The following is a 25,048-nucleotide window of genomic DNA, read 5'->3' on the forward strand; positions in this document are numbered from 1 at the left end:
TTTTATTCGGCGGCCGCTTCCCAGCTGTGCCAGACGCCTTCCACGCCGGCAGGAAGCCAGAGCTTACGGCCAAGCTCGATCCACGCACAGGGCTGATGAAAATCGGAGCCCTGTGACGCCAGCAGACCAAACTGCACGGCCAGGGTGGCCAGCTGGGCGCGTTCATGGGGCGCCTGCTGACACTGGGCCACTTCCATGGCATCACCGCCCTGCTCGCTAAAGTGGGCCAACAGCCGCTTCAACCACTTGGCGGAGAGATCGTAGCGCCCGGGATGGGCTATCACCGCCTTGCCGCCAGAATGATGAATGACATCAATCGCTTGTTTTATTGTACACCACTGCGGCGGCACGTAACCGGTTTTCCCGCGGGCAAGGTATTTTTTGAAGACCTCCGCCATGTTTTTCGCATGGCCAGCCTCCACCAGAAAACGGGCAAAATGGCCGCGGGTGACGGCGCCACCGTCCGCCAGCCGCAGCGCCCCTTCCCAGGCGCCAGGGATGCGCGCCTTCTCCAGACGCTCGGCAATCATCTGGCCCCGCAGCTGGCGTCGCGCTTTCTGCTCCTCCAGCAGCGCGGTCATCGTCGGGTGCGCAATATCAATATTCAGACCCACGATATGTATTTCGTGATTCTCCCAAAGCGTCGAAATCTCGACGCCGTTTACCAGCGTTAAGGGTAATCCGGCACAGGCGATCTCTTCCCGGGCGGCCGGGATCGCCGCCACGCTGTCATGGTCGGTGATCGCCAGGGTGCCTACGCGCATCTCATGGGCGCGATGGACCAGTTCCTGCGGAGTCAGCCGCCCGTCAGAGGCGGTGGTATGGCTGTGCAGATCGTAAATCACTGCGTATTGGCTGTCGCTCAAAAGGACTCCTGCTGGACATCAACGTAAATAAGCGCATTATCATACCGACAGGCAGAGAAAATCTGCAAACAAGGGTTGACTTTATTCCATTGAACTAGTTAACTAGTACGCAAGTTCACATGAAGGGGTATCACGATGAAAATGCACTTTATCACTCTGCACAGCTGGTGGCGCACCTCCTGATAACGGGCGGCGTGATCGCGTTTTGCATTCAGCATACAGATACCCGGCCCGCCAATGAGCGGGCTTTTTATTGGACAAAAAATAATACGAACAGGCGAGAACAATAATGCAAACATCCAAACCGGCACTCGAGCTTCTCACCAGCGACGCCATCTACCGGGAGAACCCGACGGCGTTATTCCACCAACTGTGTGGCGCCCGTCCGGCCACGCTGCTGCTGGAATCCGCTGATATCGACAGCAAAGATGACTTAAAAAGCCTGCTGCTGGTCGACAGCGCGCTGCGCATCACCGCTCTTGGTGACACTGTCACTATTCAGGCACTTTCCGCTAACGGCGCCGCGCTGCTGGAACTGCTGGACGGCGCGCTGCCCTCCGGGATCGCCAATCAGCGCCAGCCCAACGGCCGCATCCTGACCTTCCCCGCGGTCAGCACCCTGCTCGATGAAGACGCCCGCCTCTGCTCACTGTCGGTGTTTGACGCCTTCCGTCTCCTGCAGGAGCTGGTGACCGTCCCGGCCAACGAGCGTGAAGCGATGTTCTTCGGCGGCCTGTTCGCCTATGACCTGGTCGCCGGCTTTGAAGATCTTCCACCGCTGCAGAGCGACACCGCCTGCCCGGACTACTGCTTCTATCTGGCTGAAACTCTGCTGGTCATCGACCATCAGACCAAGCATACCCGCATTCAGGCCAGCCTGTTCACCCCGCTGGAGAGTGAAAAACAGCGCCTGGAGCAGCGCCTGAGCCAGCTGCGTCAGCAACTGAACGAGCCGCCGGCGCCGCTGCCGGTTACCACTGTGGCCGAAATGCAGTGCGACGTTGACCAGAGCGATGAAGAGTACGGTGCGGTGGTGCGCAAAATGCAGCGCGCGATCCGCGCCGGGGAAATCTTCCAGGTGGTTCCTTCCCGTCGCTTCTCGCTGCCCTGCCCGTCGCCGCTGGCCGCTTATGATGTGCTGAAGAAGAGCAACCCCAGCCCGTACATGTTCTTTATGCAGGACAACGATTTCACCCTATTCGGCGCCTCGCCGGAGAGTTCGCTGAAATATGACGCCGTCAGCCGTCAGATTGAGATCTACCCTATCGCCGGCACCCGGCCACGCGGCCGCCGCGCCGACGGTTCGCTGGATCGCGATCTTGACAGCCGCATCGAACTGGAAATGCGCACCGACCATAAAGAGCTTTCCGAACACCTGATGCTGGTGGATCTGGCGCGTAATGACCTGGCCCGCATCTGTACCCCGGGCAGCCGCTATGTCGCCGATTTAACGAAGGTTGACCGTTACTCCTTCGTGATGCATCTGGTCTCCCGCGTGGTCGGCGAACTGCGTCAGGACCTCGATGTGCTGCACGCCTACCGCGCCTGCATGAACATGGGCACCCTCAGCGGCGCACCGAAGGTCCGCGCCATGCAGCTGATTGCCGCCGCCGAAGGTAAACGCCGCGGCAGCTACGGCGGCGCGGTGGGCTATTTCACCGCCCACGGCGACCTCGACACCTGCATCGTCATCCGTTCCGCCTACGTGCAGGAGGGTATCGCTACCGTCCAGGCCGGAGCCGGCATTGTGCTCGACTCGGTTCCCCAGTCGGAAGCGGATGAGACCCGAAATAAAGCCCGCGCGGTGCTGCGCGCCATTGCCCAGGCCCATCACGCGAAGGAGATTTTCTGATGGCTGACATTCTGCTGCTCGATAATATCGATTCTTTCACCTATAACCTGGCAGACCAGCTGCGGGCCAATGGTCATAACGTGGTGATTTACCGTAACTCCGTCCCGGCGCAGGCGCTGATTGAGCGTCTGGGCACCATGGACAACCCGGTGCTGATGCTCTCCCCGGGCCCGGGTACGCCGAGCGAAGCTGGCTGCATGCCGGAACTGCTGACCCGTATGCGTGGCAAGCTGCCGATCATCGGCATCTGCCTCGGTCATCAGGCCATTGTCGAAGCCTACGGCGGCTATGTCGGCCAGGCGGGCGAGATCCTCCATGGCAAAGCATCCAGCATTGAGCACGACGGCCAGGCCATGTTTGCCGGTCTGGCTAACCCACTGCCGGTGGCGCGTTACCACTCGCTGGTTGGCAGCAATATTCCCGCCGGGCTGACGATTAACGCCAATTTCAACGGTATGGTGATGGCGGTGCGTCACGATGCGGACCGGGTGTGCGGCTTCCAGTTCCATCCGGAATCGATCCTTACCACTCAGGGCGCACGGCTGCTGGAGCAGACCTTGGCCTGGGCGCTGCAGAAGCTGGAGCACACTAACACCCTCCAGCCGATCCTTGAGAAGCTGTACCAGGCGGAAACCCTGAGCCAGCAGGAGAGCCACCAGCTGTTCTCCGCCGTCGTGCGCGGTGAAGTGAAGCCTGAGCAACTGGCCGCCGCGCTGGTCAGTATGAAAGTGCGCGGCGAGCAGCCACAGGAAATTGCCGGCGCCGCCACCGCGCTGCTGGAAAACGCCGCGCCGTTCCCGCGCCCGGACTACCTGTTTGCTGACATCGTCGGCACCGGTGGCGACGGCAGCAACAGCATCAATATCTCCACCACCAGCGCCTTTGTCGCTGCGGCCTGTGGATTGAAAGTGGCGAAACACGGTAACCGCAGCGTCTCCAGTAAATCAGGCTCTTCTGACCTGCTGGCGGCCTTCGGCATCAATCTCGATATGAACGCCGATAAATCCCGCGCGGCGCTCGATGAGCTGGGGGTTTGCTTCCTGTTCGCGCCGAAATACCACACCGGTTTCCGCCATGCGATGCCGGTCCGTCAGCAGTTGAAGACCCGCACCCTGTTTAACGTGCTGGGGCCGCTGATCAACCCGGCGCATCCGCCGCTGGCGCTGATTGGCGTCTACAGCCCGGAACTGGTGTTGCCGATCGCCGAGACCCTGCGCGTGCTGGGCTATCAGCGCGCGGCGGTGGTGCACAGCGGCGGGATGGATGAAGTCTCGCTGCATGCGCCCACGGTGGTGGCCGAACTGCATAACGGGGAAATCAAAAGCTATCAGCTGACCGCTGACGACTTCGGCCTGACGCCTTACCATCAGGCGCAGCTGGCGGGCGGCACGCCGGAAGAAAATCGTGACATTCTGACGCGCTTGCTACAAGGTAAAGGTGAAGCCGCTCACGAAGCCGCCGTCGCCGCCAACGTCGCCATGTTGATGCGTTTACACGGGCATGAAGATCTGAAAGCTAACGCTCAGCAGGTACTGGATGTGCTGCACAGCGGCGCGGCCTATGACAGAGTGACCGCCTTAGCGGCAAGAGGGTAAAGAATGCAGACCGTTTTAGCAAAAATCGTTGCCGACAAAGCGATTTGGGTAGAAGCCCGCAAACAACAACAACCGTTAGCCAGTTTTCAGAATGAAGTGGTCCCGACGCAGCGCAATTTCTATGACGCGCTGGCCGGCACCCGCACCGCGTTTATTCTCGAGTGCAAAAAGGCCTCGCCGTCGAAGGGGTTGATTCGCGAAGATTTCGATCCGGCGGCGATTGCCAGCATCTACAAACACTACGCCTCGGCGATCTCAGTGCTGTGTGATGAGAAATATTTCCAGGGCAGTTTCGATTTTCTGCCGATCGTCAGCAAGGTCGCGCCGCAGCCGATCCTGTGTAAGGACTTCACCATCGACCCTTACCAGATCTACCTGGCGCGCTACTATCAGGCCGATGCCTGCCTGCTGATGCTCTCGGTGCTCGACGATGAGCAGTACCGCCAGCTCTCCGCGGTGGCGCACAGCCTGAATATGGGTGTGCTGACCGAAGTCAGCAATGAAGAGGAGCTGGAGCGCGCCATCGCCCTGAAGGCGAAGGTGGTGGGCATTAACAACCGCGACCTGCGCGATATGTCGATTGACCTTAACCGCACCCGTCAGCTGGCGGCGCGTCTCGGCCCGGATGTCACGGTGATCAGCGAATCCGGCATCCATACCTATGCTGAAGTGCGCGAGCTGAGCCACTTCGCCAACGGCTTCCTGATCGGCTCCGCCCTGATGGAACAGGCGGATCTGGAAGCGGCGGTTAAACGCGTGCTGCTCGGCGAGAATAAAGTGTGCGGCCTGACGCGGCCGCAGGATGCCCAGGTGGCCTGGGAGTCTGGCGCCATCTACGGTGGACTGATTTTCGTCCCGACTTCGCCGCGGGCCGTGAATGACGCCCAGGCCAAAGCGGTGATCGCCGCTGCGCCGCTGCAGTACGTCGGCGTGTTTCGCAATGCGCCGCTGGACGAGGTGGTCGCCCGCGCGCAGGCTCTGGGGCTGGCCGCCGTGCAGCTGCACGGTGATGAGGACCAGGCCTATATCGACGCGCTGCGCGACGCCCTCGCGGACAACGTCCGTATCTGGAAAGCGCTGAGCGTTGGTGAAACCCTCCCGGCCCGTACGCTCCGCCATGTCGACAAGTACCTGTTCGACAACGGCCAGGGCGGCAGCGGTCAGCGCTTTGACTGGAGCCTGCTGCAGGGCCAGGATCTGCGCAACGTCATGCTGGCGGGTGGCCTGGGTGCCGATAACTGTGTGGAAGCGGCCAAAAGCGGCTGTGCCGGACTCGATTTCAATTCAGGCGTAGAGTCGCAACCCGGGATGAAAGACGCCAGCAAGCTGGCCTCCGTATTCCAGACGCTGCGCGCATATTAAGGAGCAATAATGAGCACTTTACTGAACCCCTACTTCGGCGAATTCGGCGGCATGTATGTGCCGCAGATCCTGATGCCCGCCCTGCGCCAGCTGGAAGAAGCCTTTGTCAGCGCGCAGAAGGACCCGGCCTTTCAGGCGGAATTCACCGACCTGCTGAAAAACTACGCCGGGCGTCCGACGGCCCTGACCAAATGCCGGAATCTGACCGAAGGTACTCGCACCACCCTGTACCTGAAACGCGAAGATCTGCTGCACGGCGGCGCGCACAAAACCAACCAGGTGCTGGGCCAGGCCCTGCTGGCCAAACGGATGGGTAAAACCGAAATTATCGCCGAGACCGGCGCCGGTCAGCACGGGGTCGCCTCAGCGCTGGCCAGCGCCCTGCTCGGCCTGAAATGCCGTATCTACATGGGGGCCAAGGACGTCGAGCGCCAGTCGCCGAACGTCTTCCGTATGCGCCTGATGGGTGCCGAGGTGATCCCGGTGCACAGCGGCTCCGCCACGCTGAAAGATGCCTGTAATGAGGCGCTGCGCGACTGGTCTGGTAGCTACGAGAAGGCGCACTATATGCTGGGCACCGCCGCCGGTCCGCATCCGTTCCCGACCATTGTACGTGAATTCCAGCGCATGATTGGCGAAGAGACCAAAGCGCAGATCCTCGAAAAAGAGGGACGTCTGCCGGACGCGGTGATCGCCTGCGTTGGCGGTGGGTCAAACGCCATCGGCATGTTTGCCGACTTTATTGATGAAACCAACGTCGGCCTGATCGGCGTGGAACCGGCCGGGCACGGTATCGAAAGCGGCGAGCACGGCGCGCCGCTGAAGCATGGCCGCGTGGGGATCTACTTCGGTATGAAGTCGCCGATGATGCAAACCGCCGACGGCCAGATCGAAGAGTCTTACTCCATTTCCGCCGGGCTGGACTTCCCGTCCGTTGGGCCGCAGCACGCGTTTCTGAACAGCACCGGTCGCGCTGACTATGTGTCGATCACCGACGACGAAGCGCTGGACGCGTTTAAAGCGCTCTCCCGCCACGAAGGGATTATCCCGGCGCTGGAGTCCTCTCACGCTCTGGCCCACGCGCTGAAGATGATGCGCGAGAACCCGGAAAAAGAGCAGCTGCTGGTGGTTAACCTCTCCGGTCGCGGCGACAAAGACATTTTCACCGTACATGACATCCTGAAAGCGCGAGGGGAAATCTGATGGAACGCTATGAGACGCTGTTTGCCCAACTGAAAAATCGCCAGGAAGGCGCCTTCGTTCCCTTTGTCACCCTCGGCGATCCGGGACCGGAGCAGTCGCTCAAAATTATCGATGCGCTGATCGAAGGCGGCGCCGATGCCCTTGAGCTGGGGATCCCTTTCTCCGACCCGCTGGCGGACGGCCCGACCATCCAGGGCGCGGCCCTGCGCGCCTTCGCCGCGGGAGTGACCCCGGCGCAGTGCTTTGAGATGCTGGCGGCGATCCGCCAGAAGCATCCGACCATCCCAATCGGCCTGCTGATGTACGCCAACCTCGTCTTCAGCCCGGGCATCGATGCGTTCTATGCCCAGTGCGCCCGCGTCGGCGTCGACTCGGTGCTGGTAGCCGACGTGCCGGTGGAAGAGTCCGCCCCGTTCCGCCAGGCGGCGATGCGCCATAACATCGCGCCGATTTTCATCTGCCCGCCCAATGCGGATGACGATTTACTGCGCCAGATTGCCTCTTATGGCCGCGGCTACACCTATCTGCTGTCGCGCGCCGGGGTGACGGGTGCGGAAAATCGCGCCGCACTGCCGCTGCACCACCTGGTGGAGAAGCTGGCGGAATATCACGCCGCGCCGCCGCTGCAGGGCTTTGGTATCTCCGCGCCGGAGCAGGTGAGCGCCGCCATTGACGCCGGAGCCGCCGGGGCTATCTCCGGTTCCGCCATCGTCAAAATCATCGAACGCCACCTCGATGAGCCGCAGACCATGCTCGACGAACTGAAAGCCTTCGTCCAGAGCCTGAAGGCGGCGACCAAAACCGCCTGACCATCAGCCGCCTGGTATCGCGCCAGGCGGCGATTTCCTCGCGTTACCTTCCCCTCCATGTCATCTTGCACGCCAACACATCAGACGGAACGATGATCGACACCTTGGCGCCAGGCGATGCGCTTTAGCGTGGAAATGGATGGCGGGCGGATACCGAAGATTTGAACAATGTAGAAAGGGAAAAATATCGCTCTCCCTGGCACAGGAGAGCGATACAGTCAGGCAATCAATATTGCCCGAATATCATTGACGTTGGTTAACGTCGGGCCGGTGATCAGCAAATCATTAAGCGCGTGAAAATAGCAGTAACTATCATGGCCATCCAGATATTGCACTGCATTAAGACCGCTCAGCTTGCCGCGCGCAAGCGTATCCGGGAAGACGATCGCACCTGCGGCATCTTCTGTGCCATCAATACCATCGCTATCTCCCGCCATGGCCCAGATACCGTGTTCCCCCTGGAGCGCACAGGCCAGACTGAGTAAAAACTCGGTATTGCGGCCCCCTTTTCCAGGCTGAGTGTTGTTTACTGTCACCGTGGTTTCGCCACCTGACAACAGTACAGCAGGCCCTGAAATCGGGTGACCATACTGCTTCGCCGATTTCGCCATACCGGCCATGACCACCGCCACTTCCCTGCTTTCACCTTCTATCGCATCCCCCAAAATAAGGGGGGTGAGCCCATGTTGTCGTGCGGCCAGCCCCGCCGCCGCTAACGCCATCGCCGGCGTGGCGATAAGCCTGACCTCGCCTGTCGCGGCATTTTCCATCGGGCCGGCCGGCTGGTTTAGCCGTTCGCTAACGGGCTTCGGGATCGCAATGCCATACCGCTGCAGTACCCGGAGCGCATCACGTGGTGCGCTGTTATCGGCAACGGTGGGGCCAGACGCTACGTCCGTCGGATCATCGCCAGGCACATCGCTGATAATCAGTGATACGATGCGCGCTGGTTGCGCCATGGTCGCCAGCTTTCCGCCTTTCACCGCTGAGAGATGACGACGTACCAGATTCATCTCTTTGATGCTGGCCCCGCTATGGAGCAGGGCCCGGGTGATGGTCTGCTTATCTGCCAGCGTTAACCCCGGGGCGGGCAGCGCCATCAGCGCCGATCCTCCCCCTGAAATCAATGCCAGCACCAGATCATCGGCAGTTAAACCGCGCAGCGTCTCCACAATCAGCATTGCGGCAACCTCGCTCATGGCATCTGATACGGGATGAGCCGCCTCAATAATGCGGATGCGGCCCGCAGGAACCGCGTAACCGTAACGCGTCACCACCACGCCCGACACCGCCACATCCGGCCAGGCCGCATCCACGGCAGCCGCCATTGCCGCGGACGCTTTACCCGCACCGATCACCACACAACGGCCGCGAGGTTTTTCCGGCAGGTTAGCCAGGGTCACCGGCCCGGCGCGGGCACTGTTGACCGCATGTTGAAAGATATCCTGCAGGATCTCTGCAGCCTGTTCGTTATTCATGGTTATGCGGTCTCGGCAATGTCAGCTTTAGCGTCAATGTAGTGCACCACGGCGCGTGTCACCTCCGCGGTATTGGCTGAGCCACCGACATCTGGCGTCAGAATGCCTTTTTCACACACATACTCAATGCTTTCCATAATCAGCGCAGCGGCATGGCGTTCGCCCAGATGTTCAAGCATCTGTACCGCGGTCCAGAAAGTGGCAATGGGGTTCGCAATCCCTTTGCCGGTGATATCGAATGCGGAACCATGGATCGGTTCGAACATGGAAGGGAAGCGGCGTTCAGGATCAATATTCGCGGTCGGCGCTACGCCCAGACTACCCGCCAGCGCGCCAGCCAGATCGGAAAGGATATCGGCGTGCAGATTGGTGGCAACGATGGTATCCAGGGTCTGGGGATGCAACGTCATACGGTGCGTCATGGCATCGACCAACATTTTGTCCCACTGCACATCCGGGAATTCCTGCGCCACTTCAGCGGCAATCTCATCCCACATCACCATACCATGGCGCTGGGCGTTGGATTTGGTCACCACGGTCAGCAGCTTACGTGGACGGGACTGCGCCAGTCTGAAGGCATAGCGCATAATGCGTGTCACCCCAACACGGGTAAAGATTGCCACTTCGGTACCGACTTCTTCAGGTAAACCACGGTGCGTACGGCCGCCGTTACCAGAATATTCACCTTCGGAGTTTTCGCGCACGATGACCCAGTCAAGATCGCCAGGCCCGCGGTTGCGCAGCGGTGAGGTGACGCCCGGCAGAATTTTGGTGGGTCGCACATTGGCGTACTGGTCAAAGCCCTGGCAAATAGGCAGCCGCAGGCCCCAGAGTGTGATGTGGTCAGGGACATCCGGTGCCCCCACCGCGCCGAAGTAAATGGCATCGAATGCTTTCAGCATGTTCAGCCCTTCTTCCGGCATCATCACGCCATGTTTTTTGTAATAGTCTGACCCCCAGTCAAAGGTCTCTATATCAAATTTCAGTTGCGGATCGTGGCGCGCCAGCGCGTGCAAGACTTCAATACCTGCCGAAATGACTTCCGGTCCGATACCGTCCGCAGGGATGGCAGCAATTTTGTAGTGACGCATCGTTACTTCTCCAGTTAATGAGTATGAGGATGTGGAAGCTCTGCCGTCGGCGATTTGTTCGCTCTGGCAGAAAGAATCACGACCACGAGGGCCGAGAGCGCCAGCAATCCGGCGACAAAATACAGGCCCCAGCTGTAGCTACCGGTTTGCTCGCGGATCACGCCAATCATCATCGGGCCGACGAAACCGCCGAGGTTGCCGATGGAGTTGATAGCGGCAATGCCAGCGGCCGCAGCCGGGCCGCTGAGGAACAGGGTTGGCATGCTCCACAGAGGGGGTTTTGATGCGCTAATCCCCACAGTGACCAGCGTTAAGGCAAGCATCACGGTAAACAATGTGCTGACGTTACCGGCGTATATCAGTCCGGCCGCCGCCAGCAGGCAGGCGCCAATGACGTGCCAGCTGCGCTCTTTGGTTCGATCGGAATGACGCGCCCAGAGGATCATGGCGATGACGCCGATCACCGCCGGAAAAGCGTTCAGGAAACCAATCTCCAGCGAGGAAGCACCGAAACTGCGAATAATTTGCGGGGACCAGATGCCAAGCGTATACAGCCCGGCGGAGGTACCGAAATAGACCAGCGCCAGCGCCAGGACGCGTATATCCGCCAGTCCCCGCCATGCGCTGGAATGGCTCTGTTTTGCCGCCCGCGCCAGCTCCTCGGCATGCATGGTGTTTTCCAGCCAGGCACGCTCTTGATCAGTTAGCCATTTGGCCTTGGCCGGACGATCCGTCAGGAAGAACAGAACCACAACACCGAGCACCAGCGCCGGCAAAGCTTCCAGTACAAACATCCACTGCCAGCCGGCGTAGCCAAGGAAGCCATGCATCTCCAGCAGTGCGGCCGAAACCGGCGATCCCAGTGCTGTCGACAGGGGAGCTGCGGCCATAAAGATGGCAGTGACCTGCGCACGCCTGGCGGCAGGAAACCAGTAGCTGAGATAGAGAATGATACCCGGGAAGAAACCGGCTTCCGCCACGCCGAGCAGAAAACGCAGAATGTAGAAGCTCGTCGTGCCCTGCACAAAAGCCATGCAGCCAGAGACGAATCCCCAGGTGATCATGACGCGGGCGATCCAGATGCGGGCGCCCACTTTATGAAGAATTAAGTTTGACGGTACCTCAAACAGAAAATAACCCAGGAAGAAAATGCCAGCGCCCAGACCAAAAACGGTGGGTGAAAATCCCAGATCCTGATTCATGGTCAGGGCGGCAAAGCCAATGTTGACGCGGTCAAGGAAGGCAATGAAGTACAGCAGCATGATGAAAGGAATAATGCGCAGGGTAACCTTACGCATCACCTTCTTTTCGAGGTCGTTTTTCATGACGGGATGCTCCATAGTGATGTAGGGTTGTTATCGTTTTGTAATAATCCCAGTATGAAGTTTTGAACCGCTTTATCATCGGCACGGCTTTATATAAATAATTTGTATAATCAGGTTTTGGTGAAAAAATGGATATAAATCAGCTACGTTGCTTTGTGGTATTAGGTGATGAGCTTCACTTTGGCCGGGCTGCCCGTAAACTCGAAATGATGCCTGCGTCACTGAGTCGCTTTATTAAGCTACTGGAAGATGATTTGGGGATCAGGCTACTGAATCGATCGACCCGCAACGTGTCGCTAACACCTGAAGGCGCCGCCTTTTTAAATGAGGCCAAAACGGTCATTGCTGATTTCGATGCGCTACGGCAGCGATTCCGGAAAAATAGCCTGTTGCAGAAAAGAACGTTGCGGATCGGGGCTATCGACAGCGCAGCCAAAGGATTACTTCCTGAATTGCTTAATCTTTTCGTCAGGCGTTTTCCTGAAGCAGATATTCATCTTACAGAAGATAAATCTCACAAACTTATCCCCCGACTCATTTCAGGGTGGCTGGATGTGGTTTTTGTGCGCCCGCCGGAACACATTGATGCCATGCTGACAACGCGATTTATCGCCAATGAAACTTGCGTGCTCGCCGTGCCCACTAACCACCGGCTGGTCAGTTATGATGAAGTCAGTATCGATGATTTCCGACACGAGCCGGTTATCTTGCCGGAAAGACGCACCCGGCGTCACAGTCATGACCTGACAATGAATATTTTCAAGGAAGGTGGCAGCATGCCTGTTATCGCGCAGTATGCTGAAGAGAAGCAGACTATCCTGAGTTTTGTTGCCGCAGGACTCGGCATTGCTCTGGTGCCTGCGTCCTATAAAGACATGAATGCGGACGGCGTGAAATACCTTGCGCTCACGCCCAAAAAACATATCGAAGGCCTTCCCCTCAGCGCGATGTGGCATCAGGGAAATAACAATATCTATGTACGATCCCTGCTGGAGATACTTTCCGACAACATCGACGAGCTGACCCGTGATTTGTGACGAACAAGATGATTGTTGCGCCAGGGCGGCAGCACGCGAGAATTTAGCTCGGTTGCTGCAAACTGTCGGCGTATTTGCGCGTTAAGCGAAACAGCGCTTGCACCTCCTCTTCCGGCCACTGCGCCAGCACCTGATTCATTAACCGCCGCCGCGCTACCGCAATACTGTCGATCATCTGTTGTCCGCTGGCGCTAAGCGTCACTTCGCTGATCCGTCGGTCATGACGGTTAGATTGCTTACAGGCGAGTCCCTGGGCTTCCAGTTTTTTCACCTGGCGGCTGACGGTGGTGTAATCGCGCCCTAAATGATCCGCCAGCTCAACAACTCCCACCGGGCCATGGCGTCCTACCGCCACCAGCAGCGGAAACAGCATCTGTTCCAGCTGGACGCCGGCCGCCTGGAGGATTTGCTCGTCGCGCAGCGGCTGGTTCATCACGCTGATGATATCCAGTAGCGCGCCGTGAAAGTCGGTAATGTCGTAGTCATTATGTGCATCTTGCATATATTAATTTTCCGCGTATAGTGCTGCAAAACAATATGTGTATTTTACACATAATTCCCGACAGGAGATAATTTATGAAAGCAGCCGTGGTTTTTGACCTCGCAGAAGGCCCGGTTTGGGCCGATTTTATCGACCCGCAGCCCGCGCCCGGCCAGACGATCATTGACGTCCGCGCCGCCGCGCTGAGCCATGTGGTTAAGGCCCGCGCATCCGGACGCCATTACAGCTTCGACGGCAATCTGCCCTTTGTGCCCGGTATCGATGGCGTCGGCACCACACCTCAGGGCCAGCGCGTCTATTTCGCCTTCCCCACCGCCCCCTTCGGCAGTATGGCGCAGCAGGCGCCGGTTGCCCTGCAGAGTTGCCTGCCGGTGCCGGATGCGCTCGATGATGTTAGCGCCGCGGCGATGGCCAATCCCGGCATGTCCGCGTGGGCGTCTCTGGTGACTCGCGCCCAGATCCAGGCCGGTGAAACGGTGCTGATTAACGGCGCCACCGGCAGCGCCGGTCAGCTGGCGGTGCAGATTGCCCGCTATCTGGGAGCGAAAAAAATCATTGCAACCGGACGGAATGCGCAGACGCTGGCGGCGCTGGACGCCGATGAGTGTATTCACTTAACCGCTGATGATAAAACCTTGAGCGGGCAATTTTCAGCGACCAGCGCTGCGCAGATTGACGTGGTCATCGATTACCTGTGGGGACACAGCGCGGAAGTGTTATTGCCGGCCCTGGCGAAATATACCCCAGCCGGCAGACCGGTGCGCTATGTGCAGGTGGGGTCCCTGGCTGGCGCCGATATTGCGTTAAATGGCGCAGTTCTGCGTTCCGCACCGCTCGTGCTGATGGGCAGCGGTATCGGTAGCCTGTCGATGCCGCAGCTGCTGGCGGCGACGGGTGAAATGCTGCAGGCGGCGGTGCCGGGTAAATTCACCATCGCCACCACCCCGCGGCCGCTGCAGGAGATCGCGGCGGCCTGGCCGCGGGACGACAGTCAGAAGCGTACGGTTTTCACCCTCGGATAAAAAATCGCTTCCGCACAAAAGATGGGGTTGATATCTTAAATGAGAAACATTATCTTTCTCATTACTGAATAGTTGAGTAAATAACTCAGGTATTCAGTACGACATTGCTCACATTGCTTCCAGTATTTTTGCCCGCACTTGTGCGGGCTTTTTTTTACTCGCGACACACCTCACGCACCAGTTGCCGCAGCCAGCAGTGGCCCGCCGCCTGCTCCAGACGACATACGGCGCGGCATTGTTCTCCGTCACGCGGCGGGAGAACGCTCGCTGGTCGTCCCCCCAATAACGCGGTCGCGGAACAGTGCCTGCAGAGGGATCGGTGGGCCGCTATTTTTCATTACACCAATTTCCAGAACGGCGTTCTCCTCGCGCAGAAGGAGGGCATCTTTTATGCCAAAAACCACGAAGCGCCGGGTTAGCCCTGGCGCCTGTCACCTCGCGGCGCGGCCTGTCACCGGCCTCTTCCAGCCGCCCTTTCGCTTCAATCCCGCCCTTTTCGTTCAAAATTTATGAACTATGTAAATCGCGATGAAGAAATATGTTTAAACGTCAACATTTCTATGTAAATATTAAGGCGAATGATAACTATTCTTTTTATCATTTATAGAATCACACCGGGTCAGCGCAAGCCAGACGACGAAAAATGTCGCTTTTGCGCGGTGTGGTATGTGCTCATAACAAAAAATAAGCCTGCATTTATCATGGAAAAAAACGCTTCTCTGCCGTTTGGCAGTTTCAACTCATTGGCATTGTTTACGGGTCTGTGTCTGGGGGCCTCACCGGCAACGGGCATCGCAGCGGAAAAATCAGTCAAAAATAGTGAAGAGACGCTGGTGGTGGAAGCCACTCCGCCCTCACTCTACTCTCCCGGCGCCTCCGGCGATCCCAAGTTCAATAAACCGCTGGTCGATACCACCCGCACCATCACCGTGATCCCGGAACAGGTGATTAAAGATCAGGGCGTCACCAACCTGACTGACGCCCTCAAAAACGTCCCCGGCGTCGGGGCGTTTTATGCCGGCGAGAATGGCAGTTCAACCACCGGGGATGCCATCTACATGCGCGGCGTGGATACCTCTAACAGCATCTATGTGGACGGCATCCGCGACATCGGCAGCGTGACGCGCGATACCTTCAACACCCAGCAGGTGGAAGTCATCAAAGGACCCGCCGGCACGGACTATGGCCGCAGCGCGCCCTCAGGATCGATCAATATGATCAGCAAGCAGCCGCGCCTTGACTCCGGGATCGACGGTTCGGCCAGCATCGGCAGCGCCTGGTCGCGTCGGGGAACGCTCGACCTGAACCAGGCGTTTAGCGACAGCGCCGCGTTCCGTCTGAACCTGATGGGGGAAAAAACCCATGACGCCGGTCGGGATAGCATTGAAAACGAACGCTATGGCATCGCGCCATCGCTGGCCTTCGGCCTCGATACCCCAACTCGTCTGTATCTGAACTATCTGCATGTCCGGCAGAACAACACCCCGGATGGCGGGATCCCCACCGTCGGCCTGCCGGGCTATTCGGCACCTTCGCCGAAATATGCCGCGCTCAATTCCGCCGGGAAGGTGGATACCAACAATTTCTATGGCACCGACTCCGATTATGATAAATCCACCACCGACAGCGGCACCCTACGCTTCGAACACGATCTGACGGACAATACCACCGTGCGCAATACCACCCGCTGGTCGCGGGTGAAACAGGAGTATCTTTTGACCGCGGTGATGGGCGGCGCGAGCAATATCACCGCCCCCGATATCAATGACGTCAACACCTGGAGCTGGTCGCGTCTGGTTAATACCAAAGATGTCAGCAACCGCATTCTGACCAACCAGACCAATATCACCTCGACCTTCAATACCGGCTCGATAGGCCATGACGTCAGCGCCGGCGTGGAGTTTACCCGGGAAAACCAGACCAACTATGGCGTTAACGCCATGACCGCGCCGGCGGTGAATCTCTACCATCCGGTGAGCAACCTGTCGATTGGCGGGCTGGACAGAAACGGAGCGAATGCCAACGGCCAGACTGATACCTTCGGGATTTATGCCTTCGATACGCTGACGCTGACCGAACGGATTGAGGTCAACGGCGGGCTACGTCTCGACAATTATCATACTAAATATGACAGCGCCACCGCCTGCGGCGGCAGCGGACGCGGGGCTATCGCCTGCCCGCCCGGCCAGTCGACGGGCAGCCCGGTCACCACCGTGGATACCGCCAAATCCGGCAATCTGGTTAACTGGAAAGCCGGGGCGCTGTACCGCTTAACCGAGCAGGGCAATGTCTACGTCAACTACGCCATCTCACAGCAGCCGCCGGGGGGCAGCAGTTTCGCCCTGGCCGCCAGCGGTAGCGGCAACAGCGCCAACCGAACCGACTTTAAGCCGCAGAAGGCGAAATCCAGCGAGCTGGGCACCAAGTGGCAAATCTTCGACAACCGTCTGCTGCTCAGCGCGGCGTTATTCCGTACCGATATTGAAAACGAAGTGGCCGCCAACGATGACGGAACCTGGTCGCAGTACGGCAAAAAGCGCGTGGAGGGGTATGAACTCTCCGCAACCGGAAACCTGACCCCGGACTGGACGATCATCGCCGGCTACACTCAGCAGCATGCGGCAGTGACGGAGGGACAGAACGTAGCGCAGGATGGATCTTCCGCCCTGGCCTACACCCCGAAACATGCCTTTACGCTGTGGACGCAGTATCAGGCCACCAGCGATCTGTCCGTCGGCGGCGGTGTGCGCTATGTCGGAAGCCTGCGCCGGGGCAGCGATGGCGCGGTCGGTACCCCGGATCACACCGAGGGCTACTGGGTCGCCGACGCCAAACTGGGCTATCGGGTCAACAGCAACCTCGATCTGCAGCTCAATATGTACAACCTGTTTGATACCGATTACGTGGCCTCCATCAACAAGAGCGGCTATCGCTATCATCCGGGCGAACCCCGTACCTTTATGCTGACGGCGAACGTCCACTTCTGAGTCTGTGCGTGGGGCCGTTGCGCCCCACCTTTTAGAGAGAACACCGCGATGATGTATCACATTCCTGACGTGCTATCGGCAGACCAGGTGGCGGAATTTACCCGGCAGCTGGCGCAGGCCGAGTGGGTCGACGGACGGGTTACGGTGGGCAGCCAGGGGGCGGCCGTCAAACAGAACCAGCAGATCGATACCCGTACGCCGCTGTATGCCCGCCTGCAAGCCGCCGTGCTCGACGCGCTGCGCGGCCACCCGCAGTTTTTTTCCGCCGCGCTGCCGCGGACGATTTCCGCACCGTTGTTTAACCGCTATGGGCCAGGGGAGACCTACGGTTTTCATGTCGATGGCGCCGTTCGCCAGAACGGCGAGGCGGGCTGGATGCGCACTGACCTGTCAGCGACGCTGTTTCTTTGCGAGCCGGAGAGCTATGAGGGCGGTGAACTGGTGATTGAAGACACCTATGGCCAGCACCGGGTGAAGCTCCCGGCCGGGCATCTGGTGCTCTATCCCGCCAGCAGCCTGCACTGCGTCACCCCGGTCACCCGCGGCGTACGTCAGGCCTCTTTCCTGTGGATCCAGTCGATGGTCCGCGACGATAAGCAGCGCGCAATGCTTTACGACCTGGACCGTACCATCCAGTCTCTGAAGGCCCGCTTTGGCGACGGAGAAGAGGTCCTCTCCCTGCTCAACATGTATCACAACCTGCTGCGCCAGTGGACGGAAGTGTGATCCGCTATCGATGGCGAAGGCTTGCGGCAGACAGGTGTGACGTGACAATGAACTGGCCATCCGTTGGCCAGTTTTCAGCAGGATTTAAAATCGATAACCCGCGGAGAACATAAACACCCACGGATCCAGACGGGTGCTGACTTTCTGGTCCACGCCGCCGGCTTTGAATTTCACATCGGTATCGATATCCATGTACCACACCGACATATTCAGCAGCCAGTCACGGTTAATCAGATAATCGAGGCCGACCTGCCCCGCCGCGCCCCAGGAGTCCTTCAGGCTCAGATCGGAAAGCCCGGCCGCCTTGCCGGTATCGTTAAAGTCTTCATTAAAGAAGGTGGTGTAGTTAATACCCGCCCCCACGTACGGGCGCACCTTGCTTTGCGCATCGCCAAAGTACCACTGCGCCATCAGGGTGGGTGGCAACTGATGGACGGTGGCGATAGTCCCGGTTGGCCCGGTGCCGACCTTATGGCGGAACGGCGTTGCCGCCAGCAGCTCCACGCCGATGTTATCGGTGGCCATATAGGTAAAGGTTAAACCCAGTTGGGTGTTGTTACTGACGTTGAAACTGCCAAGGCTGCCTAACACATTGTCAGAGCCCTCCGTCGGTCGGACGGTGGCGGTCCCGGCACGAATGAAAAATTCACCCGCTTCATGCGCCCAGACGCTGCCGGTGGAAAGCGTGCTAAGAATTAATGCCGCCGCTGCTAACTTCTTCATATCCACTTCCTCATTATGGTTTTTCAGCGCGGCCAAATATACCTATAACGAGTTACGTTTGATCTGTTTTAGATCACACTAAAACCTTAGATTTAACATTTATTGATCCAGATTAATTTTTGCTACCGATCGAAACACCCTGAATCCTTCTCACATCAATTTTCACTTTCCGTGAAAAAAATATTTCTCCCCCTCTTGCCGCCGCAAAAGCGGCTGGATAAGTTAACTGCCGACAATCTGTGTTGATGCGTTTTTTTCAGGTGTAATTATGAGTGAAATCAACCCGTGCATGACGTGCGGTGCCTGTTGTGCGTATTTTCGTGTCTCTTTCTACTGGGCGGAAGCCGACGACGCGGGTGGCCTGGTGCCTTCCGCGCTGACCGAGCCGCTGACCCCTTTCCTGCGCTGCATGAGCGGCACCAACCAGCGCCAGAGCCGCTGCGCGGCGCTGTCAGGCGACATCGGTGACGCCGTCCACTGCACTATTTATGACAACCGTCCCTCACCGTGCCGCGAATTCGCCATGTCCGGTGAGAATGGTGAGGAAAATGACGCCTGCAACCGGGCGCGGGCGCGCTATGGCCTACCGCCATTGCGGCCTCTTTACAAAGATATACCTGCCCTGAATGGTGCAGAGAGTGCTACGAGGGAACGATTTGCGGTACAATCGCCGGCTAGTTAACACCTGCGACACTCAAGGAGAATGCATGTCTATCACGGCGAAGTCCGTCTACCGTGACACCGGGAATTTTTTTCGTAATCAGTTCATTACCATTTTGCTGATTGCGCTGTTGTGCGCGTTTATTACGGTAGTACTTGGCCATGCCTTTTCACCCAGTGACGAGCAGCTGTCGATACTCAGCGAAGGCGATAACCTCGCCGGTAGCGCCGGGCTGTTTGAGCTGGTGCAGAACATGACGCCGGAGCAGCAGCAGGTTCTGCTGCGCGCCTCGGCGGCATCAACCTTCTCGGGTCTGGTGGGCAATGCGATCCTCGCCGGCGGCGTTCTGCTGCTGATCCAGCTGGTCTCCGCCGGTCATCGCGTTAGCGCCCTGCGTGCCATCGGCGCCTCAGCCCCGGTGCTGCCGAAGCTGCTGCTGTTGATCCTCTTCACTACCTTCCTGGTGCAGATGGGGATGATGCTGGTCCTGGTGCCCGGCGTGCTGCTGGCCATCGTGCTGGCCTTTGCGCCGATCATGCTGGTGCAGGACAAAATGGGTATCCTCAGCGCCATGCGCAGCAGCATGCGTCTGGCGTGGGCCAATCTGCGGCTGGTGGCGCCGGCTATCATTGGCTGGCTGGTGGCAAAAACCCTGCTGTTACTGTTCGCTTCCAGCTTTGCTGTCCTGACGCCAAACGTCGGCGCGGTGGTCATCAATACCATCAGCAACCTGATATCCGCCCTGTTGCTGATCTATTTATTCCGCGTGTATATGCTTATCCGCAACTAATCTTAACCAGGATCGGGGTCTTCCCCGGTCCGTCCTGAAAGACGGGATCGATGTATGAAGCAGTTTCTGGATTTTTTACCGCTGGTGGTCTTCTTTGCCTTCTATAAGCTTTACGATATCTACGCCGCCACCACCGCGCTGATCGTCGCGACCGCTATCGTGCTGATCTACAGCTGGGTACGCTACCGTAAAGTCGAAAAAATGGCGCTGATCACCTTTGTGCTGGTGGCCGTCTTCGGCGGGTTAACTCTCTTCTTCCACAATGATGAGTTTATTAAATGGAAGGTGACGGTGATCTATGCCCTGTTCGCTGGCGCGCTGCTGTTCAGCCAGTGGGTGATGAAAAAGCCGTTGATCCAGCGCATGCTGGGCAAAGAGCTGGCCCTGCCGCAGCAGGTCTGGTCGCGGCTTAACCTGGCCTGGGCGGTGTTCTTTATCCTTTGCGGGCTGGCCAATATCTATATCGCCTTCTGGCTGCCGCAGAATATCTGGGTGAACTTCAAGGTCTTTGGCTTAACCGCCCTCACGCTGGTCTTTACCCTGCTGAGCGGGATCTACATCTACCGCCATATGCCGCAGGACGACCACCACTAACTCCTCCGCCGGCGCGCCATCGCGCGCCGCGCTCGCCCCCTATAATCTCACTGCGCTGGCAAACATTCCCTGCAGCCACACAACCTCAGGGCATACGCTGACAGCTTTCCGGTCACACTGTGCAGGCTCTCTTCACGATTTCTCTCAACTGCATAAAAAGTTGCGGTAATTGTGAGGATTTTATGGAGATTCATCTCGTTACATTGTAATGATAATGGCTATCATTAATATTCTCGATCTCATTTTGCATTGCTTTGAAAAGGATATTTACATGAGATCGCCGCAATATTCTGTCCCCACGACCCTGGCGCTGGTCATATCCAGTCTCCTCGCCCCTAACGCCTTTGCTGAAGAATTAGAACAAGATACCGAAACGATGATTGTGCGCAGTACGGCGGAAGAGGTGCTTAAGCAACAGCCCGGGGTGTCGATTATCACGGCAGATGATATTGCTAAGCAGCCGCCGGTCAACGATCTCTCAGACATCATCCGTAAAATGCCCGGGGTGAACTTGACCGGCAACAGCGCCAGCGGCAGTCGGGGCAACAACCGCCAGATTGATATCCGTGGCATGGGGCCGGAGAACACCCTGATCCTGATAGATGGGGTACCGGTCACGTCACGTAACGCGGTTCGCTATAGCTGGCGCGGTGAACGCGATACCCGGGGCGACAGCAACTGGGTACCTGCAGAGATGGTCGAACGGATTGAAGTTCTCCGCGGTCCGGCAGCCGCGCGCTATGGTTCCGGCGCGGCGGGCGGAGTGGTCAATATCATTACCAAACGCCCGACCAACAACTGGCACGGTTCGCTGTCTTTCTTTACCAACCAGCCGGAAAACAACAAGGAAGGCACGACCAATCGCGCTAACTTCAATCTCAGCGGCCCACTGGCCGGCGAAGCGCTGACGATGCGCCTGTATGGCAATATCAATAAAACGGAACCCGACGCCTGGGATATTAACCATGCGCAAAACGGCTCTTACGCTGCGGGGCGCGAAGGGGTACGCAATAAAGATATTAACGCCTTGCTGTCATGGAAAATGACCCCGCAACAGATCCTCGATTTCAGCTATGCCTATAGTCGCCAGGGGAATATCTATGCTGGTGATACCCAGTACAGCAACGGCAATCTTAGCCCGAACGGGCTGGTGGACTCCCTGTACGGCCACGAAACTAATCGCCTCTATCGCCAGTCCTGGGGACTGACCTACAACGGTCTATGGGATTGGGGCCAGTCCAAAGCCGGTGTTTACTACGAGAAAACCAACAATACCCGCCTGCAGGAAGGCTCCACCGGCCGCGTCGAGGGCATGATCAACAGTGAGGATTATGCCACCAGCCGTCTGGAATCCTGGCGTACTACCTCGGAATTCAATGTGCCTTTCTTCTGGCTGGCGGACCAGACGCTGACGCTGGGAATGGAATGGAACCATGATCAGCTCGACGACCCGGCATCAATGCAGGCCACTAACAGCAACGGCGAGACTATCCCTGGGACCTCGGGCGACCCTACGCAACGTAGTACCAAAAACAGCGCCACCCTCACCGGTATCTATCTGGAAGATAATATCGAAGCCGTGCCTGGCACCAACCTGATCCCCGGCATCCGCTTCGATTATCATAATCAGTTTGGCAGCAACTGGAGCCCAAGCCTCAATCTGTCTCAGGAGCTGAGCGATATGTTCACGCTGAAGGCCGGTATCGCGCGCGTGTTTAAAGCGCCTAACCTCTATCAATCCAGTGAAGGCTATTTGCTCTCCACCCGCGGCAACGGTTGTCCGAACACTATAGCTGAAGGCAGCTGCTATCTGCTGGGCAACCCTGACCTCGATCCGGAGATCAGTATTAACAAAGAGATCGGTATCGAATTCAACATTAATGGTTACGCTGCCGGGGTTACCTGGTTCCGCAACGATTACAAAAACAAAATCGTCTCCGGAACCGAGGTGCTGGGCTATACCTCCAGCGGCAATAATATTCTGCAGTGGCAGAACGGCGGCAAAGCCGTGGTCGAGGGGCTGGAAGGAAATCTGCTGATCCCGGTGCTGAGAGATGTCCTAAGCTGGCGGACCAATGCCACCTGGATGCTCAAATCAGAAAGTAAAGAGACAGGCAATCCGCTGTCGGTGATCCCGAAATATACCATTAACACGATGCTCGACTGGCAGGTAAACGGTGCCCTGTCTGCGAATGTGAACTGGACGCTTTATGGCCGTCAGCAGCCGCGTCAGTATGCGGAAATTCGCAACGAAACCGGGACCCTTGCCACCACCGAGGTAGGTGCCTATTCCATCGTGGGGATCGGTACCCAGTATCAGCTAAACCGGGATATTCGCCTGAACGCCGGAATAAGTAATCTGTTTGATAAGCAACTGTATCGCGAAAACGCCGGCGCCTCGACCTACAATGAGCCTGGCCGCGCGTATTACGCCGGCGTTACCCTCTCCTTCTGAACCACCGCGCCCGCCTCTGCGGGCGCTTTCCCCTATTCTCTCCGCCCCGTTTTCATAGTAGCATCCCGCTGATCGTCTTTGACCACAACAGAGTAGAGCATGACAACTACAGATCTTGCCCCGAAGGGCGAAATGGTTTTACGCACCCTGGCGATGCCGGCGGATACCAATGCCAACGGGGATATTTTTGGCGGCTGGCTGATGTCGCAGATGGATATCGGGGGCGCCATCATGGCCAAAGAGATCGCTCAGGGTCGCGTGGTGACCGTGCGCGTGGATGGGATGACCTTTTTACGCCCGGTCGCCGTCGGCGACGTGGTGTGCTGCTACGCCCGCTGCGTGAAGCGCGGCAACACCTCGGTGACGATTAACATCGAAGTGTGGGTGAAAAAAGTCTCTTCTGAACCGATTGGCCAGCGCTATAAGGCGACGGAAGCGCTGTTTATCTACGTTGCCGTCGATAATCAGGGTAAACCGCGGGCTCTGCCGGCAGAATAATATGGTGCCCGGCTAACCGGGCACCTGGCTTACAGAAAGCCCAGCAGCGAGAAGAAGAAGTAGCCGATAATAATCACGATCACCGGCAGCACATACAGCGGGAAATATTGCACCAGGATGGTATGGCGTGGTACCACGATCCGCTCAGCGAGCTGCTCACGGGATAACCCTTCTGCGCCTTTGGCCTGCTCGAGGATCAGCTGATCCTCAATCCCCTCGCGAAGAAATTTCGCCTGCCTCGCCATCCGCGCGCCGGAGGCCTGCAGCGCCATGCCGACAAAAACCAGAATGAAGATGATCCAGAAGCCGATGTTCAGGCTGTGGTGGAAATCCGGCAGCGGCGAGTTGTACCAGAAAAAGTTCAGGAACGGCGTGTTAAAGCGCATCATCTCAATCATGACATGCGCAAAATCCATCATTACCGCGTCAATGCCGGGTTTCTTTTCACTGTGCTCATACATAAATTTGAGGACAGAAATCAGCGTCGACAGCACGGCGGGAATAAAGATGACCCATCCCAAAATGCGTTTGATAACCGCTATGCGTCCAGCTTGTTGGTACGTCATGAGTTCCCCTTGTTAAAGACGCGTTGGTGATTCGCCTGCCGCCTGTTGCGTGGCGCAGGCGCTCCTCGCTGACCCGAATGTGTCGGGTATAAGTCTATCTTCCACGGCGAATTTCGCCCAATAACGCGCGGTATGATATACCATGAATGCCGATTCGTTTATCTGATTACGCAACAGGAGAAGGACATATGTCAGCGAAGCGCCGCATTGAGGCCGCGATTTTTGATATGGACGGGTTGCTGATTGACTCTGAGCCGCTCTGGGATCAGGCGGAGGTCGAGGTCATGGAAAGCCTGGGGGTGGATACCCGCCGCCGCGATGAACTGCCCGACCTGCTTGGTCTGCGAATCGACCTTGTGGTGGATCTGTGGTATGCCCAGCAGCCGTGGCACGGCGTCGATCGCGCAGAAGCCACCGCGCGCATTATCCGCCGGGCCATCGAGCTGGTGGAAGCCTCACGCCCGCTGCTACCGGGCGTACGCGAGGCGGTGGCCCTGTGTAAAGCGCAGGGCTTGAAGGTGGGCCTGGCCTCGGCCTCGCCGCTGGTGATGCTGGAGAAAGTGCTCAACATGTTCGAACTGCGTGACCAGTTTGATGCGCTCGCCTCCGCGGAACATCTGCCCTGGAGCAAACCGCACCCGCAGGTATACCTCAACTGCGCCGCTGCCCTGGGAGTCGACCCGCAGCGCTGCGTCGCGCTGGAGGATTCGGTCAACGGCATGATCGCCAGCAAAGCCGCGCGCATGCGCGCTATCGTGGTACCGGAAGCGGAGAACAGCCGCGACCCGCGCTTCGTGCTGGCGGACGTCAAGCTCCCGTCACTGCAGGCCCTGACTGCCGAAGCCCTGCTCGGGTAAGGACGCTGGCGGGTGACGCGATCGCTGTCACGCCGCCGGCAATAAAATC

The 25,048-nt window shown here is 58.1% G+C and carries 22 protein-coding genes and 1 other annotated feature; of the genes, 15 read left to right on the forward strand and 7 right to left on the reverse strand.

Annotated features, from left to right (window positions below):
- Positions 1-2: 2 nt before the first annotated feature.
- Complete coding sequence (gene rnm, locus FHW76_RS12555; protein WP_110209408.1) at positions 3-866, reverse strand: RNase RNM; 864 nt, start codon at positions 864-866, stop codon at positions 3-5.
- A gap of 159 nt (positions 867-1,025) precedes the next feature.
- Positions 1,026-1,121: a sequence feature (Trp leader region), on the forward strand.
- Between the two features lie 34 nt (positions 1,122-1,155).
- Between rnm and FHW76_RS12560 the strand changes: the two genes are divergently transcribed.
- From FHW76_RS12560 to trpA, 5 genes are read left to right on the forward strand one after another with little or no spacing between them, the layout of a single operon-like run.
- Complete coding sequence (locus FHW76_RS12560) at positions 1,156-2,718, forward strand: anthranilate synthase component 1 (protein ID WP_012542057.1); 1,563 nt, start codon at positions 1,156-1,158, stop codon at positions 2,716-2,718.
- Positions 2,718-4,313 carry a bifunctional anthranilate synthase glutamate amidotransferase component TrpG/anthranilate phosphoribosyltransferase TrpD gene (gene trpD, locus FHW76_RS12565; RefSeq protein ID WP_110209407.1) on the forward strand — a complete coding sequence of 532 codons (1,596 nt, stop codon included), beginning with the start codon at positions 2,718-2,720 and terminating at the stop codon, positions 4,311-4,313. Before FHW76_RS12560 ends, trpD begins: the two co-directional genes overlap by 1 nt.
- Positions 4,314-4,316: 3 nt before the next feature.
- Positions 4,317-5,675, forward strand: a complete 1,359-nt coding sequence (gene trpCF / locus FHW76_RS12570) for a bifunctional indole-3-glycerol-phosphate synthase TrpC/phosphoribosylanthranilate isomerase TrpF (RefSeq protein WP_012968448.1) — start codon at positions 4,317-4,319, stop codon at positions 5,673-5,675.
- Between the two features lie 9 nt (positions 5,676-5,684).
- On the forward strand, positions 5,685-6,878 hold the full coding sequence (trpB, locus tag FHW76_RS12575) for a tryptophan synthase subunit beta (RefSeq protein WP_012542059.1): 1,194 nt from the start codon (positions 5,685-5,687) through the stop codon (positions 6,876-6,878).
- Positions 6,878-7,687 (forward strand): tryptophan synthase subunit alpha, encoded by an 810-nt coding sequence (gene trpA / locus FHW76_RS12580; RefSeq protein WP_002901728.1) that lies wholly within the window; start codon positions 6,878-6,880, stop codon positions 7,685-7,687. Before trpB ends, trpA begins: the two co-directional genes overlap by 1 nt.
- 218 nt (positions 7,688-7,905) lie before the next feature.
- Here trpA and FHW76_RS12585 read toward each other — a convergent pair whose 3' ends face one another.
- The 3 genes from FHW76_RS12585 to FHW76_RS12595 are packed head-to-tail and all read right to left on the reverse strand — an operon-like array spanning position 7,906 to position 11,581.
- Complete coding sequence (locus FHW76_RS12585; protein ID WP_023339993.1) at positions 7,906-9,165, reverse strand: glycerate kinase; 1,260 nt, start codon at positions 9,163-9,165, stop codon at positions 7,906-7,908.
- Positions 9,166-9,167: 2 nt separating this feature from the next.
- Positions 9,168-10,256: a tartrate dehydrogenase gene (locus tag FHW76_RS12590; RefSeq protein WP_064170172.1), complete on the reverse strand. Its 1,089-nt coding sequence runs from the start codon at positions 10,254-10,256 to the stop codon at positions 9,168-9,170.
- Between the two features lie 14 nt (positions 10,257-10,270).
- A complete protein-coding gene (locus tag FHW76_RS12595; RefSeq protein ID WP_032701181.1) occupies positions 10,271-11,581 on the reverse strand; it encodes an MFS transporter in 1,311 nt (436 codons plus the stop codon).
- Positions 11,582-11,709: 128 nt separating this feature from the next.
- Here FHW76_RS12595 and FHW76_RS12600 point away from each other — a divergent pair, with 128 nt between their 5' ends.
- Positions 11,710-12,618: a LysR family transcriptional regulator gene (locus FHW76_RS12600; protein ID WP_012542062.1), complete on the forward strand. Its 909-nt coding sequence runs from the start codon at positions 11,710-11,712 to the stop codon at positions 12,616-12,618.
- A 43-nt stretch (positions 12,619-12,661) separates the two neighbouring features.
- On the opposite strand, the gene FHW76_RS12605 is transcribed toward FHW76_RS12600, so the two are convergent.
- The gene (locus tag FHW76_RS12605) at positions 12,662-13,120 is read right to left on the reverse strand and encodes a MarR family winged helix-turn-helix transcriptional regulator (protein ID WP_040975836.1); all 459 of its coding nucleotides are present in this window, start codon (positions 13,118-13,120) and stop codon (positions 12,662-12,664) included.
- A gap of 74 nt (positions 13,121-13,194) precedes the next feature.
- Between FHW76_RS12605 and FHW76_RS12610 the strand changes: the two genes are divergently transcribed.
- From FHW76_RS12610 to ybiX, 3 genes are all read left to right on the forward strand, one after another.
- Positions 13,195-14,142, forward strand: coding sequence for a zinc-binding alcohol dehydrogenase family protein (locus FHW76_RS12610; RefSeq protein ID WP_008807768.1), 948 nt, complete (start codon positions 13,195-13,197; stop codon positions 14,140-14,142).
- Positions 14,143-14,810: 668 nt separating this feature from the next.
- Positions 14,811-17,129 carry a catecholate siderophore receptor Fiu gene (locus FHW76_RS12615; RefSeq protein WP_407043409.1) on the forward strand — a complete coding sequence of 773 codons (2,319 nt, stop codon included), beginning with the start codon at positions 14,811-14,813 and terminating at the stop codon, positions 17,127-17,129.
- Positions 17,130-17,177: 48 nt separating this feature from the next.
- Positions 17,178-17,855: a PKHD-type hydroxylase YbiX gene (ybiX, locus tag FHW76_RS12620; protein WP_008807765.1), complete on the forward strand. Its 678-nt coding sequence runs from the start codon at positions 17,178-17,180 to the stop codon at positions 17,853-17,855.
- Positions 17,856-17,939: 84 nt separating this feature from the next.
- Here the strand turns inward: ybiX and ompW are convergent, their stop codons facing one another.
- The gene (gene ompW / locus FHW76_RS12625; protein WP_012542066.1) at positions 17,940-18,578 is read right to left on the reverse strand and encodes an outer membrane protein OmpW; all 639 of its coding nucleotides are present in this window, start codon (positions 18,576-18,578) and stop codon (positions 17,940-17,942) included.
- Positions 18,579-18,846: 268 nt separating this feature from the next.
- On the opposite strand from ompW, the gene FHW76_RS12630 reads away from it, so the two are divergent.
- The 5 genes from FHW76_RS12630 to yciA all read left to right on the forward strand — a co-directional run bounded on the left by FHW76_RS12630 (position 18,847) and on the right by yciA (position 23,576).
- Complete coding sequence (locus FHW76_RS12630; protein WP_110216884.1) at positions 18,847-19,260, forward strand: YkgJ family cysteine cluster protein; 414 nt, start codon at positions 18,847-18,849, stop codon at positions 19,258-19,260.
- A gap of 25 nt (positions 19,261-19,285) precedes the next feature.
- Entirely contained in the window at positions 19,286-20,029 is a 744-nt protein-coding gene (locus tag FHW76_RS12635) for a YciC family protein (RefSeq protein WP_008807762.1), read from the forward strand.
- Positions 20,030-20,083: 54 nt separating this feature from the next.
- Positions 20,084-20,623 carry a septation protein A gene (locus tag FHW76_RS12640; protein ID WP_008807761.1) on the forward strand — a complete coding sequence of 180 codons (540 nt, stop codon included), beginning with the start codon at positions 20,084-20,086 and terminating at the stop codon, positions 20,621-20,623.
- 271 nt (positions 20,624-20,894) lie between these two features.
- A complete protein-coding gene (locus FHW76_RS12645; protein WP_048965033.1) occupies positions 20,895-23,078 on the forward strand; it encodes a TonB-dependent siderophore receptor in 2,184 nt (727 codons plus the stop codon).
- 99 nt (positions 23,079-23,177) lie between these two features.
- Complete coding sequence (gene yciA, locus FHW76_RS12650; protein WP_008807759.1) at positions 23,178-23,576, forward strand: acyl-CoA thioester hydrolase YciA; 399 nt, start codon at positions 23,178-23,180, stop codon at positions 23,574-23,576.
- A gap of 29 nt (positions 23,577-23,605) precedes the next feature.
- Here yciA and FHW76_RS12655 read toward each other — a convergent pair whose 3' ends face one another.
- On the reverse strand, positions 23,606-24,142 hold the full coding sequence (locus tag FHW76_RS12655; RefSeq protein ID WP_008807758.1) for a YniB family protein: 537 nt from the start codon (positions 24,140-24,142) through the stop codon (positions 23,606-23,608).
- Between the two features lie 188 nt (positions 24,143-24,330).
- Here FHW76_RS12655 and hxpB point away from each other — a divergent pair, with 188 nt between their 5' ends.
- Positions 24,331-24,999, forward strand: coding sequence for a hexitol phosphatase HxpB (hxpB, locus tag FHW76_RS12660; RefSeq protein ID WP_012968454.1), 669 nt, complete (start codon positions 24,331-24,333; stop codon positions 24,997-24,999).
- Positions 25,000-25,048: the final 49 nt, after the last annotated feature.

The organism is Klebsiella sp. RC2 (genome assembly GCF_014192815.1).
In the GTDB taxonomy this organism is placed as follows: Bacteria; Pseudomonadota; Gammaproteobacteria; order Enterobacterales; family Enterobacteriaceae; genus Klebsiella; species Klebsiella variicola.